Below are 16,372 nucleotides of genomic sequence, written 5' to 3'. Positions count from 1 at the left end.
AAAATGCCGGACAGAATGCGGCCCCGCCATTGGCCAAAGGCCAGCTACGATCCAAAATACGACCCGATGGTCGACGCAGGCCCCGGCCATAACCGAGATCATGCGCCGACCTACTGGATTGGGACCGCGGGCGCACCTCCCGAGGATGACGGACCGGTCTCCGAAGACATGGACGTCGATGTTGTTGTCATCGGTTCTGGCTACACGGGTCTTTCCACGGCAATCCACCTGGCAAAAGAGCACGGCATCAAGGCAACTGTGCTTGAGGCAAATACCGTTGCCTGGGGCTGTTCCACACGTAATGGCGGACAAGCCCAGATATCGTCCGGCCGTCTCAAACGCTCGCAGTGGATTCAACGCTGGGGCGTTGACATGGCCAAGAAGATGCATGCAGAAGTCTGCGAGGCATTTGAACTCTTCAACGATCTGATTGGCTCAGAAGATATCGACTGCGACCCGCAGACGGGTGGGCATTTCTATCTGGCGCACCGCGAAAAAGTCATGCCAAATCTGGAAAAGGAATGCCAACTACTCAATGAAACATTTGGGTATGGCAGTCGCATGATCGGACGTGACGAACTGCATGAACGTTATGTGCGCGACCAGGAAGCCTGTGGCGCAATGTGGGAACCCGACGGGACCGGCATTCACGCGGCGAAACTGGCGTTCAGCTATGTCAGGCTAGCGCGCAAACTTGGCGCAAAAGTGCACACGGCAAGCCCGGTTATGGGATGGAAGGTCAAAAACGGCGTGCACCACTTGACCACCCCTGGCGGGACCGTTCGCGCCGGTGCGGTGGCTTTGGCCACGGCTGGCTACACGCCCCCTGGCCTTGACAATCGTACCAAGCATCGCCTCATGCCGATCCTGTCGAATTCGATCGTCACCCGGCCTTTGACCGATGACGAAAAGGCCGAATGTGGTTTCCAGACCAAATCGCCGCTGACGGACACGCGCACATTGCGCCATTACTATCGCTTCCTGCCCGACGACCGCGTCCAGATCGGTAGCCGCAGCGCGATCACCGGGCGCGATGCGGAAAACCCCAAACACCTTGCGCTCTTGCGTAAGGGCCTACACCGAAAATTCCCCGCGTTGACAGACGTGGACCTCGACTACTCGTGGTGGGGTTGGGTCGATGTCAGCCACGACATGATGCCGCGCGTCTACCAGCCTGACCCTGACCGGACGGTATACTACGCCATGGGTTACGGTGGAAACGGCGTGATGTATTCCGCCCAGGCAGGCAAGCGTCTGGCCCAGATTGTTGCCGGCAAGAAAATCGAGGTTGATCTGCCAATCTTCAATTCGCCGCTGCCAAGCCACGGGATTCTGACACCATTCAGACGCCTCGGTCAGCGCATAATGTATCCGTACTACTACGTGAAAGACGAAATCCTATGACGCAGTCGGTTATCGATTTTTCGAAGCATGAAGGGACCCTTGGCAAGCGCCGTTTGGCGGATCTGCCGGACAGGGTGGTCGAAGGCGATCCGCATCACGAGACGCGATCACATTTCACTAGCCCGGATGGCACGTTTCTGGCCGGAACCTGGACAAGTACGCCAGGCAAGTGGCACGCCTTCTCTGATCGGGATGAGTTTTGCTACATCATCTCGGGTCATGTTCAATTGATATCTGAAGACGGCGAAACACAGACCTTTCGCGCAGGAGATTCATTCCTCATCCCAAATGGGTTTTCAGGATTTTGGAACGTGATTGAAACCACAACCAAACACTTCGTAATTCGCGATTACTCTGCAAAATGACCAATGGCCAACCGCTGCAACTCCTCAAAAGATCAGGCATGACATGCTAAATGTTCACGGAATTTCGATGATGTTATCAGGTGAATATCTATCTGATTTAATGACGAAGTTCCGTGTTTTTCTTGCGCGTCAGGTGTCTTCCAACGGAAGTGACGACACCACAATTGCGGCTTTTGGAATTAGCTGGACGTTAAGAACTCGAAATGCCATCGTGACCCAGGGGAAAGTGACTCCGCACCATACCAAGTTGCTTGGCAACTGGGCACGGGAGGCAATAATCGCAATTCGAAACCGCCTTATCCAAGCAAGAGACACCAAGACGCGTTTTGGCATAACCTCCTTCGGGAAGGGCATGTGGCGAGAGCCTCGGATGTGTTCCCGTCAGGGTTCGAATAGCACTGAATATTCCTGCGGCAGAGCGATGGACGCAGGATGGCTCAATTCGAAAATCACGGCTTTGAGCGGTACGCTGGCTTACGCGGCCTCGCAGATTGGATTCTGTTCGATTGGCAGGCGCGCCTACGCTTTCAGCCCAATGATCGTCATGTCTTGCTACACTACGGCTAAACGCAATTCTGACAGCGCCGCCGAAATTCCCATTCCGCAAGCGGCTCGTGCCGGTTCGCGGTCCATCCACAGGCCATCAATAAGGACAAGCGTCTTTTATGGCGCGACAAGAAGGCCGGACAGCCGGCTCATGGAACTTTGATTCAACAGCAAGGAGAACTCTACATGAATCCCATCAAATCTTTTACCACGTTTGCGGCCGTTGCGTCGGTTGCGGCACTGACGCTGGTTGCCCCAGCCCATGCCAAGAACTTCAAAATCGCCGTTGGCGATAGCGGCGGCAGCAGCCAGGAAGCGACAGGTCTGGGTTTTGTCAAAGCGCTTGAAGAACTTTCTGGCGGCAAGCACACTGCTACATTGTTTCTGAATGGTCAGCTGGGCTCGGAACAGGATACAGTGAATGATGCGGCAATCGGGACATTGGATATGTCCTTGCTGGCGATCAACAACATCACACCATTCTCGCCAACTGTGGGCGTCTTCACCCTGCCTTACGTCATTCTCAGCCTCGAAGATGCGGAAACACTGACCCAAGGCCCCATCGGACAGGAGCTGACCGAAAACACCATCAATGACGCCGGTGTGCGCATCATCGCGTGGACCTACACAGGCTTCCGTGTTCTGACAAATTCCAAAAAGCCAGTTAAATCCGTGGCGGACCTTGAAGGTCTGGTGATCCGTGTTCCCAAAAACGAGATCATGATTGACACGTATAAATCCTGGGGCATCAGCCCGACACCGATGGCCTGGTCAGAAACTTTTGCGGGTCTTCAAACCAAGGTTGTGGACGGTCAGGACAACCCCTACACGACCATCAACGCGATGAAGTTCTACGAAGTTCAGAAGTATGTGACCAATATTCGCTACATCTTCTCGATTGAACCTCTGATCATTTCTGAAAGCGTATTCCAGGACCTTTCTGCCGAAGATCAGAACACTGTGTTGGAAGCCGGTAAGGCCGCGACACAAGCCTCTGCTCAGTTCCTGCGCGACAAGGAAGCCGAGATCAAACAAATCCTGCTCGACAAGGGTATGGAAATCTCTGATCCGGAAAACAACGAGCAGGAGTTTATCGACCTTGCGACAGCAGCTGTCTGGCCAAAGTTCTATGACAGCATCGGTGGTATCGAAAAAATGAACGAAGTGCTGGCAGCCATCGGGCGAGACCCGGTCGCCGAGTAACATCGCAAAAGAAATAATGAGGAGCGCCTTTGGGCGCTCCCTTCACATAGACAGTGAGGGACACATGACTAGATTCTGGGGTATTCTGAACAATATAGAAAGCTACATATGCCGCACCCTGTTGGCGATATTTGTGTGCCTTCTGTTCCTGCAGGTTGTCGTACGAACCGTATTTAATTTCTCGTTCTCCTGGGTGGAAGAACTCTCTGTTTACATGTTTGTGTGGTTTGTCTTCTTTGGTGCCAGCTACGCAGCCAAAATGAACGCGCATAACCGCGTGACTTTCCAATTCAAATTTTTACCACCCAGAGCGATTAAGTACATTGAGGCATTTGCTGACCTCTTCTGGCTGTTTTTCAATGTCTACTTTGTCTATCTGTCGATTGATTTCATCTTCAACAAAATGAACCGCTTTCAGTCCTCACAGACCTTGGGTTTTCATCTGAGCTGGGTCTACATCGTGCTGCCCATCGCTTTCACGTTGATGACGATCCGCATCCTGCAAGTGAACTACAAGAAAATTATCCTGAACGAAGATCTCCGCGATCCTGACGCGATTGATCTCGAAGAATTGCGCGCAGAAGAAGCCGGAAGCGCGGCAGGCCAAAACGACCGGGGGAACACCTAATGGGCACCGAAATCATTTTCATCCTCTTCGGAGGATTTCTCTTCCTTCTCTTCATTGGCGCGCCGATCACCGTCGCACTGGGTGTCTCGACCCTGATTTCGTTTTTGTATCTCGATGAGAACCCCATCAAGTTCGTTCAGATCGCCTTCACCTCCGTGGGGTCCTTTCCCTTGATGGCGTTGCCTGCATTCATCCTAGCTGGCGCGTTGATGGAAGCCTCCGGACTGTCGCGAAGGCTGATCAACGTGGCTGAGAGTTTCGCGGGCCCCTTCACGGGCGGCATGTCGGCCGCGACCGTTTTTGCATGCCTGTTTTTTGGCGCCATTTCGGGCTCCGGTCCGGCCACTACGGCCGCTGTGGGCATGTTGATGATCCCGGCGATGATTGAACGCGGATACGGAAAACCATTCTCATCCGCGATTACCGCTTCCTCAGGGGGGCTGGGCATCGTTATACCGCCCTCCATCCCGTTGATCATCTACGGCATCGCGGCCCTCGGCATGCCGGCCCCGCCAGAAGCCGTTGCCGCACACGGCACATTCCAGACCGTCTCCATCCCCAAACTCTTCATTGCGGGTTTCATGCCAGCCTTCCTGATTGCGGGCAGCCTTCTGATCATGAACTACATCCTTGCCAAAAAGAACGGATACAAAGGCTCCGCCGAAGGATGGTCTGCACGTCAGATCTGGTGCGAGCTCTACCGTGGTTTCTGGGCGCTGATGGCACCTGTGGTGATCCTGGGCGGTATCTACTCGGGCTTCTTCACCCCAACGGAAGCCGCCATTGTCGCGATCTTCTACACTTTGGTTGTCGGAGCGTTCATTTACCGTGAGCTGACATGGGCAAATCTCTTCACCTCTCTGGAGACCACAACCTGGCTCACCGGGCGGGTCTTGCTGATCATGTTCACGGCTACGGTGTTTGGACGTCTGCTGGTAGAAAACCAGATTCCAGCCGTCATCGCCGAAGGCATGTTGTCCGTGACGGACAATATCTACGTGATCTGGACGCTTGTGATCTTCTTCCTGCTCTTTGTCGGGATGTTCATGGAAACGCTGGCGACAATCCTGATCCTCGTTCCCGTGATGTTGCCGGTGGCTTACAGCATGGGGATCGACCCGATCCACTTCGGCGTTGTCATGGTGTGTACACTTGGCATTGGGTTCCAGACGCCACCCCTTGGCGAGAATCTGTTCATTGCCTCCGGGATATCGAACATCTCGATTGAACGGATTTCAGTGGCGGCCCTGCCCTTCGCCTTCATCAATACCATCGCGATCTTCATCATAGCCTTCTTCCCGGAGATATCGCTTTGGTTGCCGAGAGCCTTCGGATATTGAGCCGCGAACAGAAAAGGATCACAAAATGATACCCCACGTAAAAGACATTCTGTTCGCGACAGATCTCTCGCCGAATTCTGACAATGCGCTGCGCCATGCCTTGGGTTTGGCGCAGTCACTTGGCGCAAAGGTGCACATCCTTCATGTCGCCGAGCCACTCTCGCAAGATGCGGTGGTGACGCTGCGCATGTTCTTGCAGGACGAAACAGCGCGCGACAAAGCCATCAAGGAAAGGCATGCGTCGGTTAAGGATATGCTCAAGCTCAATCAGAAGAAGTTTGTGCAGTCGCTCTCGGACGCTGAGAAAGACGCTTATTCAGCGGTCGGATCGGTTGAGTTGGTCGATGGTCATCCAGCAGAGATGATCCTTAATCGCGCAAAGGAGCTCAATTGTGGTTTGATCGTCATGGGAACCCACGAGCAAGGCACAGGACATACGTTCATCGGGACCGTTGTAAAACGGGTGCTGCGGCGATCCTCCATTCCAACCATGGTTGTCCCGCATCTTACCTGATTGACCGCAGCCCTGCGAAACCACAACATCAAACGTGAGCCCTGACGGCTCGCGTTTGCTTGTCTAGCTGCACCAAAGTGCCGGGAGGGTGTGCATGGCCGTTCCAAAACCAAAGATACCACCACAGACCATGTCCAACTGGCAGCGGATCGTCGACCTGATCGCGCGGCTGGCGGATGTTCCGGCAAGTCTTGTCATGCAAACCCATGCGCCTGATCATTCTGTTCTGGTGACAAGTCACAGCCCCGGCAACCCCTACGATGTCGGGCGCCGTTTCACGCTCAATGACAAACTTTACTGTTTCGGTGTCCTAAAGAATGACGGAGAGCTGGTGGTGGAAGACGCCACCTGTGAACCTGCGTGGGTGGACAATGAAGACATGGAACACGGCATGAGTTTTTATGTTGGATTTCCACTTAAATGGCCTGATGGGGTCATTTTCGGAACCATTTGCGTGCTGGACAAGCACCGCAATCGCCGGGCGTTGATGTTTCGTGAAGGGTTGCAGGAATTTGCCCGCGTGATCGAGGCTGATTTGCGGCTACTGACGGAAATCGACCAGCGCGCAAGGCTGGAAGCCAAATTGCAGGCGACCTTGGATCAACTGGAAAGAAATGTGGCCAAGCGTACTTCCGAACTGGAAGAAGCCAACACCGCGTTGCGCGTGCTGCTGGCGAACGTCGAACAATCCCGCAATGAATATGATGCCAAGGTGCTGCGTCAGATCAAAGGGTTGGTTTTACCCCATCTTGGCAAGCTCCGCAGCCGTCTGGAAGGCGATAGCGCGGCCAGCGCCTACCTCGAAATGATTGATGAGAACCTTCGGTCGATCACTGCCTCTATGTCCGACCAGTTTTCCGAAGTCTTCGAAGTTCTGACCCCTTCAGAACAAGAAGTCGCGCAAATGATCATGCATGGGCAGACAACCAAGGATATCGCGCGTACTCTGTCGCGCGAACCCAGCACGGTCGAGTTTCACCGCAACAACATTCGCAAGAAACTCGGGCTCAAACGGAGTGGCAAGAACCTGCGCAGCCTTCTTTTGTCCATTCAGTAAACCAAGGGGTATTTCCCCATGTTTTACCATGGTTTTTCCAACATCATGAAATGCTGATGTCCTCCGTTACTCTCCCGCTACCGGGCGACGCCCGACCTTAGCCAACATGGAGAACCGAAATGGAAAGAGACGATCTGAATCTCAAACCAACTGTGCTGAACGGTGCCAGAGACACCTTGTCCCCCGGCCTGTCACGCCGCTCATTTTTCGCAGCAGCGGGGGCCGCCGGCGTAGGAACGACTGCGGCGCTCTTGGGCGGCACCTCAGCCAAGGCGCAATCCACTGACTGGACCCAGCCGGGCAACAACAATCACGTCATAGATTTGCAAAGCACAACCGGATCGGCGGTCGACGGGGCAGTCGGCGTCGATTTCTATGGGCATTGCGCTATCAAGATCACCTCTCCCGGAGGCGCAACAGTGCTGTTCGATCCCTGGCGCGATGACCCGTCCGGGGCGTGGGGGCTATGGTTCAAGAATGAGTTCCCGGAAACGCCCGTCGACATCTGCATGTCGACCCACACGCATTTTGATCACGACGCTATCCACCGTCCGGTATCGACCATGGTTCTGGATCGAATGGTCGGAAATTTTGAATTTGCCGATATCAAAATCACCGGCTTTGCCGACAAACATGCCTGCGTGGCCCCCGGGTGGTACAGCTGGACCGATGCGCTCGCAGAATTCGGCGTTAACGCCTGCCCGCCCGATAATGTCGGCCATATGGATATGGTCGTTTACCTGGTGGAGACAGGCGGCATTCGGACGCTGATCTGGGGCGACAACCGGCACAATCCGCCGCAGGAATTCTGGGACGCGATTGGCCAGGTCGATGTGCTGACCCTGCCGGTCGATGGATCCCAGCATATTCTGAGTTACGAGATGGGGAACAACATCGTCGAACGCCTCAAGCCCAAAGTCGTGATCCCGACCCACTATCTGAACGAGACCACAAGTTACACGCTGACCACCCTTCAAAACGCGGATGAGTGGGTGAAAGCGCAATCCAGCTACAAGATGCTTGATGGCGCCAGCGTGTCGCTTAACGCCAGCGAGGTCGCGGGCATGGATCGCGAATTCATGTACTTCGGCCACAACGCTGTGACTGCCTGATCAGCCGTACGACCCGCTCCCAATCCGGTCGCCCGGGTTGGGAGCGGTCCGTTTAACCGTGACACACGTCATGGAAATAGTTGAACGCGCTCGCGCCAGAACATCATAGTTTGAACCGGGCTTCGGGAATGACCGCTATCGCCGACATTTCGACAAGAAGCTCGGGCCGCACCAGACCGGCAACCTTGACGCCGGTAGAGGCGGGACCGTGTTCGAGGCCAAACCGCCGTCCGCGCACATCTCGAATGGCCGCAAGGTCCTCGTCTCGCACATAATACATCGTGACAGAGATCACATCATGTATCGATCCGCCCATGGCGCTCAGAATCGTCTCGATGTTATCGATCGTTTTCTCGGTCTGTGCCGTGGGGTCGTCAGGCCCGACCAGTTCCCTCTCGATTGTCCAGGCCACTTGACCTGCCACATGCACCCTGTGGCCAGCCGGTTCTACAGCTGCCTGGCAATAAGGATAGTTTTCTATCCCCCAGACATCGGGCGTGTTGAATCGGATTGCTGGCCTGACTGTTTTACTCATCTCTCGCTAGCTCCCAAAGATATTCTGCATCGCCATACGCCTAGCTCCGCTTGCTATTAACCGATCACTAGGCACCATCGCAGACCTGTCAAAAGGTGCTCCATCGACAGCCGCATTGGCAGAGTTCAACGTTTCTAGGCGGAGAACTCGTCAAAAGCCTCCAGCGCTTTCGCACCGTAAGCAATGGACGGGCCGCCGCCCATATAGCCAATCATTTCAAGCGCTTCACAAAGCTCCTCTCGCGTGGTCTTCAGCCGGACCAGAGATTTGACATGAAAGCCAATGCAACTATCGCAGCGGGTGGACACCGCAATTCCAAGTGCAATCAGCTCTTTTGTCTTTTCATCCAGTGCACCAGATTTCTTGGCCGCCTGCGACATGGCGTTGAAGCCCGCGAACATATCCGGCGTTTCTTTCTGCAATTTGCCGATACGACCGATGGTCTCCCCTAAAAACGTCGTCCAGTTCATGATTGAGCTTTCCTTTCGATATGACTGCGCGTTAGCAGATGGTATGAAACTTGAAGAAATGACCTGGCAAGAGGTCGATACCTATCTTGCGACCTGCCAAGGGGTGATCCTGCCGACGGGATCGATTGAACAACACGGACCGCTCGGTCTGATCGGGACAGATGCAATTTGCGCGCGCGAAATTGCCTGGGCGGCGGCAGACCAATGCCAGGCCATCGTTGCACCGGAACTGGCCTATGCTCCTGCGCCATTCAACATGAGCTTTGCAGGCACGGTCTCGGTAAGCCCTGCCCTTTTTGAGGATCTTGCGCTGCAGGTCATGCAATCTCTGGCGCATCATGGGTTTCGTGAAATCTACATTTTGAACGGACATGGTGCCAACCTTGAGCCATTGACTGAGGCCAGCATGAAGGTCGACGCAGACACGCACATCCGCAGCTGGTGGGACTTCGAAGAGGTCAATGTGCTGCGGGAAGCGTGGTATGGGGATTGGGAAGGTATGCATGCCACGCCGTCCGAAGTGTCGGTCACGCAGCACACCCATCGCACCATCGAAGACAAAAACCTCCCTGTCCCACGCAAACTCACGCCCGATTACATCAAGGCGCATGCGGGAGACAAACATGGACCACCAGAGGACCACCGCCGCGATTTTCCAGACGGCCGGGTCGGGTCTCATTCTGCATTGGCCCGGGCCGACCACGGTAAGGTGCTGCTAGAGACGGCAGCCGCCGCAGTCGCTGCGGATTTTCTGTCTTTCACCGGGTGATCACTTGCTTTCATCCGCGCCCATTTTTCGTTCAAGCCAGCGGACAAAGAAGCTGATGATCAGCACCAGCACGAGATACTCAAATATCAGCAAAGTGTAGATTTCGAGGGGGCGATACTCTGTCACCACCAATTCATTGGCGCGGCGCGTCAACTCCTGCATGCCGATGACAGAGGCAAAAGCGGACATTTTGACAATATAGATGAATTGGTTCGCCAGGGGTGGCAGGATGCGTTTGATCGCCTGAGGCAAAATTACGTAGCGCATCGTTTGTCGATAGTTCAGACCAACGGTTTTTGCGGCTTCGGTTTGCCCTTTACTGATCGACTGAATGCCCGACCGGTAAATCTCTGCGGTAAAGGCGCTATCAGAGATTGCAAGCGTCAGAACCGCGCCCCAGAAAGCATCAATGCTTACGTTGATCCCGATGGATTTCAGCACAACCGGGAGCCCGTAGAACACCCAAAACAGCATCGGAAGCAAGGGAATGGCCCTTATGAATTCGATGTAGATGCGCGATGGCAGTCGTATCCAGCGATTGCCCGACATGCCGGGCAAGGCCACCAGCAACCCCAACATCATCGAAAGCCCCGCTGCTATGAGTGACAGCAGGATGGTTGCACCGAAGCCGCTAAGCAAGAAGCTGATATTGGACATACCCTTTGGTGTACTGGGATCAATCACATACCAACCCCAGGTTCCGGAGCCGGAGCTACACCCGGCCAGAAGCACCAAGGCACCGAATGACAAGAATATACGTGGTCTCATGGGTGCGCCCCCTAGTGCTGCAAGATTTGGCTGAGGAACAACTGGCAACGCTGGGATTTTGGCGCATTGAAAAACGCATCCGGTGGGCCGGTTTCAATAATCTCGCCATGATCCATGAAGATCATGCGGTCAGCAGCACGCCGGGCAAATCCCATCTCATGGGTGACGCAGATCATCGTCATCCCCTCTTCGGCAAGATCAACAATGACATCCAGAACCTCCGAGATCATTTCCGGGTCCAGCGCGGAAGTTGGTTCATCAAAAAGCATGATTTTCGGCTCCATGCAGAGCGATCGCGCAATCGCAACCCGCTGCTGTTGGCCACCGGACAACTCGCTGGGTTTCTTTTGCGCCTGATCGGGAATGCGGACACGTTCCAGATAGCGCATGGCCCGCTCCTCGGCATCTGCCTTGGACATGTTGCGGGCCTTCATCGGCCCCAGCGTTAGGTTCTGCAAAATCGTCAAATGTGGAAATAGGTTAAATTGCTGAAAGACCATGCCAACTTCAGAGCGGATTTCGTTGATGGATGCTTCATCCTTCATCAAGATGCCATCGACAACGATCTGGCCTGAATTGTGCTGTTCAAGTGAATTCACACAGCGAATCAACGTGGACTTCCCGGATCCCGACGGCCCGCAGACAACAATCCGTTCGCCATGATCAACTTGCAGATCAATATCCTTGAGCGCATGATAGTCGCCATACCACTTGTTCAATGCGCTGATTTTGATGGCCGGACCTTTTTCGGACATAGACCCCTCCCCGGTATGTTTGTTATCGTCTTTGTTACTTGATATTCCGATAGAACTATACAAAAATTTTAATGCACAGACATAATACAGACAGAAAGCAACCAACAGGGACGACATAATGAAACTAATGAAAACGGTAGGCCTGGCGACGGCATTTGCAGTGTCACTGCTGGCAGCACCAGCAAGCGCGCAATCCGCCTTGAATGAAATTCTGAACGGTGGCGTTTTGAAAGTCGGCACGACGGGTGACTGGAACCCGATGTCGGTGCGGGATCCGGCGACCAACTCCTATGTCGGATACGACATTGACGTGATGACACAGCTGGCGGCGGACCTCGGCGTGGAGCTTGAAATGGTTCCCACCGACTGGAAAACCCTCGTCAATGGTGTGGTCGCAGGCAACTACCACATGACCGGCTCCGCTTCGATCAGCCCGGCACGTCTGAAAGCCGCGGGCTATTCAGACAGCTATATTGACGTGGAAATCCTGCCTTTCACCACAGAAGACAAGGCTGAGCGCTTCGGCGACTGGGAGACCATCAACAAAGGCGACGTCAAGGTTGCCACAACCCTTGGCACCACCTTTGAAAAGAGCGTCCGGAGCTGGTTCCCCGACGCCGAAATCGTTGTGGTTGAAGCTCCCGCACGAGGCTTTCAGGAAGTTCTGTCGGGTCGCGCCGATGTCTTCATCACATCTAACATTGAAGGGTCGACGCTGCTGACAAAGTTCCCAAATTTGCGCCAAATCGGCGTGTCCAACTCGCGCGCGCCGACCCCGATTGCAATGCTACTGCCGCAGACCGATCAGGTTTGGATCAACTACGTCAACAGCTGGATCGAACTGAAGAAAAAGCAGGGCTTCTTTGAAACAACCGCCGAGAAATGGGGGCTTTGAGCCGCCAGAACAATAAGTAGCCGTGAGAATATATGCCGCGCAGCGTTTCAGGCCGCGCGGCACATCTTCAAACACTCAGAAGTTAACACGCCGGATTTGAAAGCCTGAGTGCAGTGCGATTTTCTCACTCGGAACCGGCGGCGATCAGGACATGCGCATGGCAGAAGAGAACCGTCGCATCGATATGCACGCCCATTTTTATGGTGGCGGGCTGGTGGAGACACTGCAATCGCGCAGGGAACGACCGTACCTGCGAAAACGAGAGGACGGCGTGACCGTCATGGTCGCGATGAATGGCGAATTTCCGTTTACGGATCATTATCATGACCCGCTCGTAGGTTTGGCAGAGATGAAATCTGCAGGGCTGACCCACCGTATGCTGACTTTCCCCGGTGCTCTGGGTGTGGACTTATTGCCCGCAAATGAAATTGCGACGGCAATCTCGGATTACAACGATTTCCTTGCAGAACTGGGCACGCAAAGTGCCGGGGCCTTGATCGGGCTGGCGGGGGTGCCTCTGGACGATCTTGAGCTTGCCTGTGCGGAGGTCCGGCGTATTCGTCGAGACCTTGGCTTACCCGGGATCATCTTGCCGTCCAACTACTTCAACTCCTTGCAGGAAGCCGCCACCCTTGTGCCATTGCTTGAAGCAGCAAATGACCATGGCTGCCATATCATGTTGCATCCGGGCCTAAAGGTCGGGCAGGAGCCGCCTCCCCTGCCCGCAGATTTTGTACAATACCGGCTCTCCGCCGTGGATCTGCAATCAAGCGCCTCGCAGGTGGCCCTGACCCTGATCCTTTCTGACATAATCGAAACCTATCCCAACATCAGCTTCCAGATCGTCAATCTGGGGGGCACCCTGCCTTTCATTTTTGAACGCCTGGAGAGCATTGCCCGGCATCGCAATCCGGACCTGCCATTTCCCACGGAAAAGCTACGGCACCTGTGGTATGATTGCGCGTCGCTTGGTCCGCGCGCTTTGGAGGCCGCAGTAAGGGTTCTTGGCGCGGATCGGATCATGTTGGGATCGGATTATCCGATCTTCAAGGACGATCCTTATGCCCATGCCGTTGCGCCCGCCAAACTGACGGAAGCAGAGAAAGAGCAGGTGACGTGGAAGACTGCCCATCGTCTTTTAACACGGCTCGAAGACCTGCGGCAAAAGCCCTAGGTTGATCCAGACGCGGCTTGCTCAGCGTCGATCAACCTTTGTAGCTGGAGCCGAAATGTCTTGGCCCCCAGATCGAGCCCCAGGTCCAGATGCGGTGTGACCGGCGCTTCCATACCCTTGTGAACCGCTTCCAGAATATCCTTGTCCTCGTTGAAGGCCATGATCGCCCCGTCATTCATCTTTTTCGAAATGGCCTTGTCATCGGGGTCGGTGTTGCGATGCTGGAACCAGATATACTGCGCGTTATGCGCGTCAACGGGCGTCATGAAGTTGTATGAGATGTTCACATAGGTCTGATCAACTGCGGGTTTACCTGGGCCACCGGTCCCTACGGGCGTGTAGACAGATTTGTTGAGCGCAATGGCGGGAAAGCACATCTCATAGTGCTGTTTGCGATCACAGTTACCACCGAACCTGATCAAGTCCTTGTAGTAGGGTGACGGCGGTTGATCGTAAATCCAGCGCGACACGATCACGCCGCGGTCGGTCTTTTCCATGTCCAACGGCTGATCATCGGTCCCACCCCCGGCAAAAGACGTAACATGCACCCAGGCGACATGGCTGGGGTCCAGCAGATTATCGACGATCCAGAGATAGTTGCAGGCAATCGGGAGGGTGCCGCCATCGGTGTAGCCCCATTCCGGATTGTCAAAGTTTTCAATTTTAAAAATCTCGTCAGGATCAGCCTTTTTCGGGTCACCCATCCAAATCCACAGCAGGCGGTATCGATCCACGACCGGATAGGATCGCACGACCGCCCGTTTCGGGATGCTGCCCCTCTGTGTCGGCGCATCAACGCAGGCCCCAGAACAATCGAAGGTCAAGCCGTGATAGCCGCAAACGACATTATCATTTTCCAGTTTCCCCATTGAAAGTGGCAATTTTCGATGCGGACAGGCGTCTTCGAGCGCTGCTGGCGTGCCATCGGACTTCCGGTAAAGAACAATGTTTTCGCCCAGCAGCTTTTGCGCCGTAAGGGTCTGATCATAGTCCTTGCTCCAACCTGCGACATACCAGCAATTGCGCAAAAACATCTGTCTTCTCCTCTGACTTCTTCACCTGAGCAGCATATGCGCTTGGACAGGATTGCTCCATGACTGTCTGTTAATGCACCTTATTAGCTGGGCTTATTCGACCCCTGAAAGACGCATGAGAGGATGTTTTAATTGCCCAGAATGGTTGGCAGACGCAAACCCTGTTCGCGCGCGCAAGCAACCGCATCGGCGTAGCCGGCATCGGCGTGACGCCACACGCCCGATGCGGGATCATTCCACAGCACGCGCGCGAGCCTCGCTGCCGCCTCATCTGTGCCATCTGCGCAAATGACCATTCCGGCGTGCTGGCTGAACCCCATGCCGACACCGCCACCATGATGCAACGAAACCCACGTGGCCCCGGAGGCCGTGTTGATCATCGCGTTCAGCAGCGGCCAGTCCGAGACCGCATCGGAGCCATCCTTCATCGCCTCCGTTTCCCGATTGGGTGAGGCAACCGATCCGCTGTCGAGGTGGTCACGCCCAATCACAACTGGCGCGGATAGCTCGCCGCTTTTGACCATTTCGTTGAACGCGAGGCCGAGTTTATGCCTGACGCCCAGACCCACCCAGCAAATCCGCGCGGGCAATCCCTGGAAGCTGATCCGCTCCCGCGCCATGTCCAGCCACTTGTGCAGGTGTGGATCATCGACGAGTTCCTTCACCTTGGCATCGGTCTTGTAAATATCTTCCGGATCACCCGACAGCGCTGCCCAGCGGAAGGGGCCGATGCCCCGGCAAAAGAGCGGTCGGATATAGGCGGGCACAAAACCCGGGAAAGCAAAAGCGTTCTCCAACCCCTCCTCCAAAGCGACCTGCCGGATGTTGTTCCCATAATCCAGCGTCGGCACCCCCATGTTCCAGAAATCCACCATCGCCTTGACGTGGATTTTCATCGAGGCGCGCGCAGCTCTCTCTACGGCCTTCGGATCGCTCTCGCGGTTCTCACGCCATTCTGCCATGCTCCAGCCCTGAGGCAGATACCCGTTGATCGGATCATGGGCAGAGGTCTGATCGGTGACGATATCCGGCCTGACCCCACGTGCTACGAGCTCCGCAAAAATATCCGCAGCATTACCGAGCAGTCCGACGGATTTGGCCTCACCCGCAGCCGTCCAACGGGTGATCATCTCCAAGGCCTCGTCAAGCGTATCGGCTCTTTCATCGACGTATCGGGTACGCAGGCGGAAATCGATACTGTCAGGGTTGCACTCGACCGCAAGACAGCAAGCGCCCGCCATGACCGCCGCGAGCGGCTGCGCGCCCCCCATGCCACCCAATCCGCCGGTTAGGATCCATTTGCCGGTCAGGTCCCCCTGATAATGCTGTCGCCCGGCCTCGACAAATGTCTCGAATGTGCCTTGCACGATCCCCTGAGATCCGATGTAGATCCACGACCCGGCGGTCATCTGGCCATACATTGCCAGACCTTTTTTATCGAGTTCGTTGAAATGATCCCACGTCGCCCAATGCGGAACGAGGTTGGAATTTGCGATCAGAACGCGCGGTGCATCTGCATGGGTCTTGATCACAGCGACCGGGCGCCCGGATTGCACGATCATCGTTTCGTCTTCTGCGAGGTCCTTGAGCGTCGCCACCATCGCGTCAAAATCCGACCATGTCCGCGCGGCGCGTCCGATACCGCCATAGACCACAAGTTCATGCGGGTTTTCTGCGACATCCGGATGCAGATTATTCATCAACATGCGCAATGGCGCCTCGGTCAGCCAGCTTTTGGCATTCAATTCCGGACCTGTTGGCGGATAAACGTCACGTGTATTCTTGCGGTCGCGCATTTCCGAC

17 protein-coding genes are annotated in these 16,372 nt (G+C 55.0%); 11 read left to right on the top strand and 6 right to left on the bottom strand.

Translation table 11 applies throughout. From position 1 onward, the window contains the following. Positions 1-3: 3 nt before the first annotated feature. The 8 genes from Q0802_RS12535 (at position 4) to Q0802_RS12500 (ending at position 8,169) form a co-directional block, all read left to right on the top strand. Positions 4-1,404 carry an FAD-binding oxidoreductase gene (locus tag Q0802_RS12535; protein WP_298918622.1) on the top strand — a complete coding sequence of 467 codons (1,401 nt, stop codon included), beginning with the start codon at positions 4-6 and terminating at the stop codon, positions 1,402-1,404. Then, positions 1,401-1,769, top strand: a complete 369-nt coding sequence (locus Q0802_RS12530) for a cupin domain-containing protein (protein WP_298918619.1) — start codon at positions 1,401-1,403, stop codon at positions 1,767-1,769. Before Q0802_RS12535 ends, Q0802_RS12530 begins: the two co-directional genes overlap by 4 nt. Positions 1,770-2,501: 732 nt before the next feature. Then, positions 2,502-3,518: a TRAP transporter substrate-binding protein gene (locus tag Q0802_RS12525; RefSeq protein WP_298918616.1), complete on the top strand. Its 1,017-nt coding sequence runs from the start codon at positions 2,502-2,504 to the stop codon at positions 3,516-3,518. A 64-nt stretch (positions 3,519-3,582) separates the two neighbouring features. Continuing rightward, positions 3,583-4,146 carry a TRAP transporter small permease gene (locus Q0802_RS12520; protein WP_298918613.1) on the top strand — a complete coding sequence of 188 codons (564 nt, stop codon included), beginning with the start codon at positions 3,583-3,585 and terminating at the stop codon, positions 4,144-4,146. After that, complete coding sequence (locus tag Q0802_RS12515; protein ID WP_298918610.1) at positions 4,146-5,486, top strand: TRAP transporter large permease; 1,341 nt, start codon at positions 4,146-4,148, stop codon at positions 5,484-5,486. Before Q0802_RS12520 ends, Q0802_RS12515 begins: the two co-directional genes overlap by 1 nt. 25 nt (positions 5,487-5,511) lie before the next feature. Next, entirely contained in the window at positions 5,512-6,000 is a 489-nt protein-coding gene (locus tag Q0802_RS12510) for a universal stress protein (RefSeq protein WP_298918607.1), read from the top strand. Between the two features lie 94 nt (positions 6,001-6,094). Then, positions 6,095-7,057 (top strand): LuxR C-terminal-related transcriptional regulator, encoded by a 963-nt coding sequence (locus Q0802_RS12505; RefSeq protein ID WP_298918604.1) that lies wholly within the window; start codon positions 6,095-6,097, stop codon positions 7,055-7,057. Positions 7,058-7,176: 119 nt separating this feature from the next. Further along, positions 7,177-8,169 carry an MBL fold metallo-hydrolase gene (locus tag Q0802_RS12500; RefSeq protein WP_298918601.1) on the top strand — a complete coding sequence of 331 codons (993 nt, stop codon included), beginning with the start codon at positions 7,177-7,179 and terminating at the stop codon, positions 8,167-8,169. A gap of 103 nt (positions 8,170-8,272) precedes the next feature. Here the strand turns inward: Q0802_RS12500 and Q0802_RS12495 are convergent, their stop codons facing one another. Together Q0802_RS12495 and Q0802_RS12490 are read right to left on the bottom strand one after the other, a co-directional pair. Then, a complete protein-coding gene (locus Q0802_RS12495) occupies positions 8,273-8,704 on the bottom strand; it encodes a RidA family protein (RefSeq protein ID WP_298918598.1) in 432 nt (143 codons plus the stop codon). 134 nt (positions 8,705-8,838) lie between these two features. Then, entirely contained in the window at positions 8,839-9,174 is a 336-nt protein-coding gene (locus Q0802_RS12490) for a carboxymuconolactone decarboxylase family protein (protein WP_298918595.1), read from the bottom strand. Positions 9,175-9,217: 43 nt separating this feature from the next. On the opposite strand from Q0802_RS12490, the gene Q0802_RS12485 reads away from it, so the two are divergent. Next, on the top strand, positions 9,218-9,943 hold the full coding sequence (locus Q0802_RS12485; RefSeq protein WP_298918592.1) for a creatininase family protein: 726 nt from the start codon (positions 9,218-9,220) through the stop codon (positions 9,941-9,943). Here Q0802_RS12485 and Q0802_RS12480 read toward each other — a convergent pair whose 3' ends face one another. Together Q0802_RS12480 and Q0802_RS12475 are read right to left on the bottom strand one after the other, a co-directional pair. Then, positions 9,944-10,711, bottom strand: coding sequence for an amino acid ABC transporter permease (locus tag Q0802_RS12480; RefSeq protein WP_298918588.1), 768 nt, complete (start codon positions 10,709-10,711; stop codon positions 9,944-9,946). 11 nt (positions 10,712-10,722) lie between these two features. After that, positions 10,723-11,466 carry an amino acid ABC transporter ATP-binding protein gene (locus Q0802_RS12475; RefSeq protein WP_298918585.1) on the bottom strand — a complete coding sequence of 248 codons (744 nt, stop codon included), beginning with the start codon at positions 11,464-11,466 and terminating at the stop codon, positions 10,723-10,725. Between the two features lie 127 nt (positions 11,467-11,593). On the opposite strand from Q0802_RS12475, the gene Q0802_RS12470 reads away from it, so the two are divergent. Then, positions 11,594-12,361 (top strand): transporter substrate-binding domain-containing protein, encoded by a 768-nt coding sequence (locus Q0802_RS12470; RefSeq protein WP_298919172.1) that lies wholly within the window; start codon positions 11,594-11,596, stop codon positions 12,359-12,361. A gap of 157 nt (positions 12,362-12,518) precedes the next feature. Then, positions 12,519-13,535 (top strand): amidohydrolase family protein, encoded by a 1,017-nt coding sequence (locus Q0802_RS12465; protein WP_298918582.1) that lies wholly within the window; start codon positions 12,519-12,521, stop codon positions 13,533-13,535. Here the strand turns inward: Q0802_RS12465 and Q0802_RS12460 are convergent. Both Q0802_RS12460 and hutU read right to left on the bottom strand, forming a co-directional pair. Beyond that, positions 13,532-14,569, bottom strand: a complete 1,038-nt coding sequence (locus Q0802_RS12460) for an aromatic ring-hydroxylating dioxygenase subunit alpha (protein ID WP_298918579.1) — start codon at positions 14,567-14,569, stop codon at positions 13,532-13,534. The two genes, Q0802_RS12465 and Q0802_RS12460, sit on opposite strands and share 4 nt — an antisense overlap. Positions 14,570-14,697: 128 nt before the next feature. Further along, positions 14,698-16,365 carry a urocanate hydratase gene (gene hutU / locus Q0802_RS12455; RefSeq protein WP_298918577.1) on the bottom strand — a complete coding sequence of 556 codons (1,668 nt, stop codon included), beginning with the start codon at positions 16,363-16,365 and terminating at the stop codon, positions 14,698-14,700. Positions 16,366-16,372 lie beyond the last annotated feature (7 nt).

It is taken from the genome of uncultured Roseobacter sp. (assembly GCF_947495275.1).
GTDB lineage: Bacteria > Pseudomonadota > Alphaproteobacteria > Rhodobacterales > Rhodobacteraceae > Roseobacter.
Note: the sequence above shows the minus strand (reverse complement) of the source record. Positions and strands in the feature narration are given on the sequence as shown.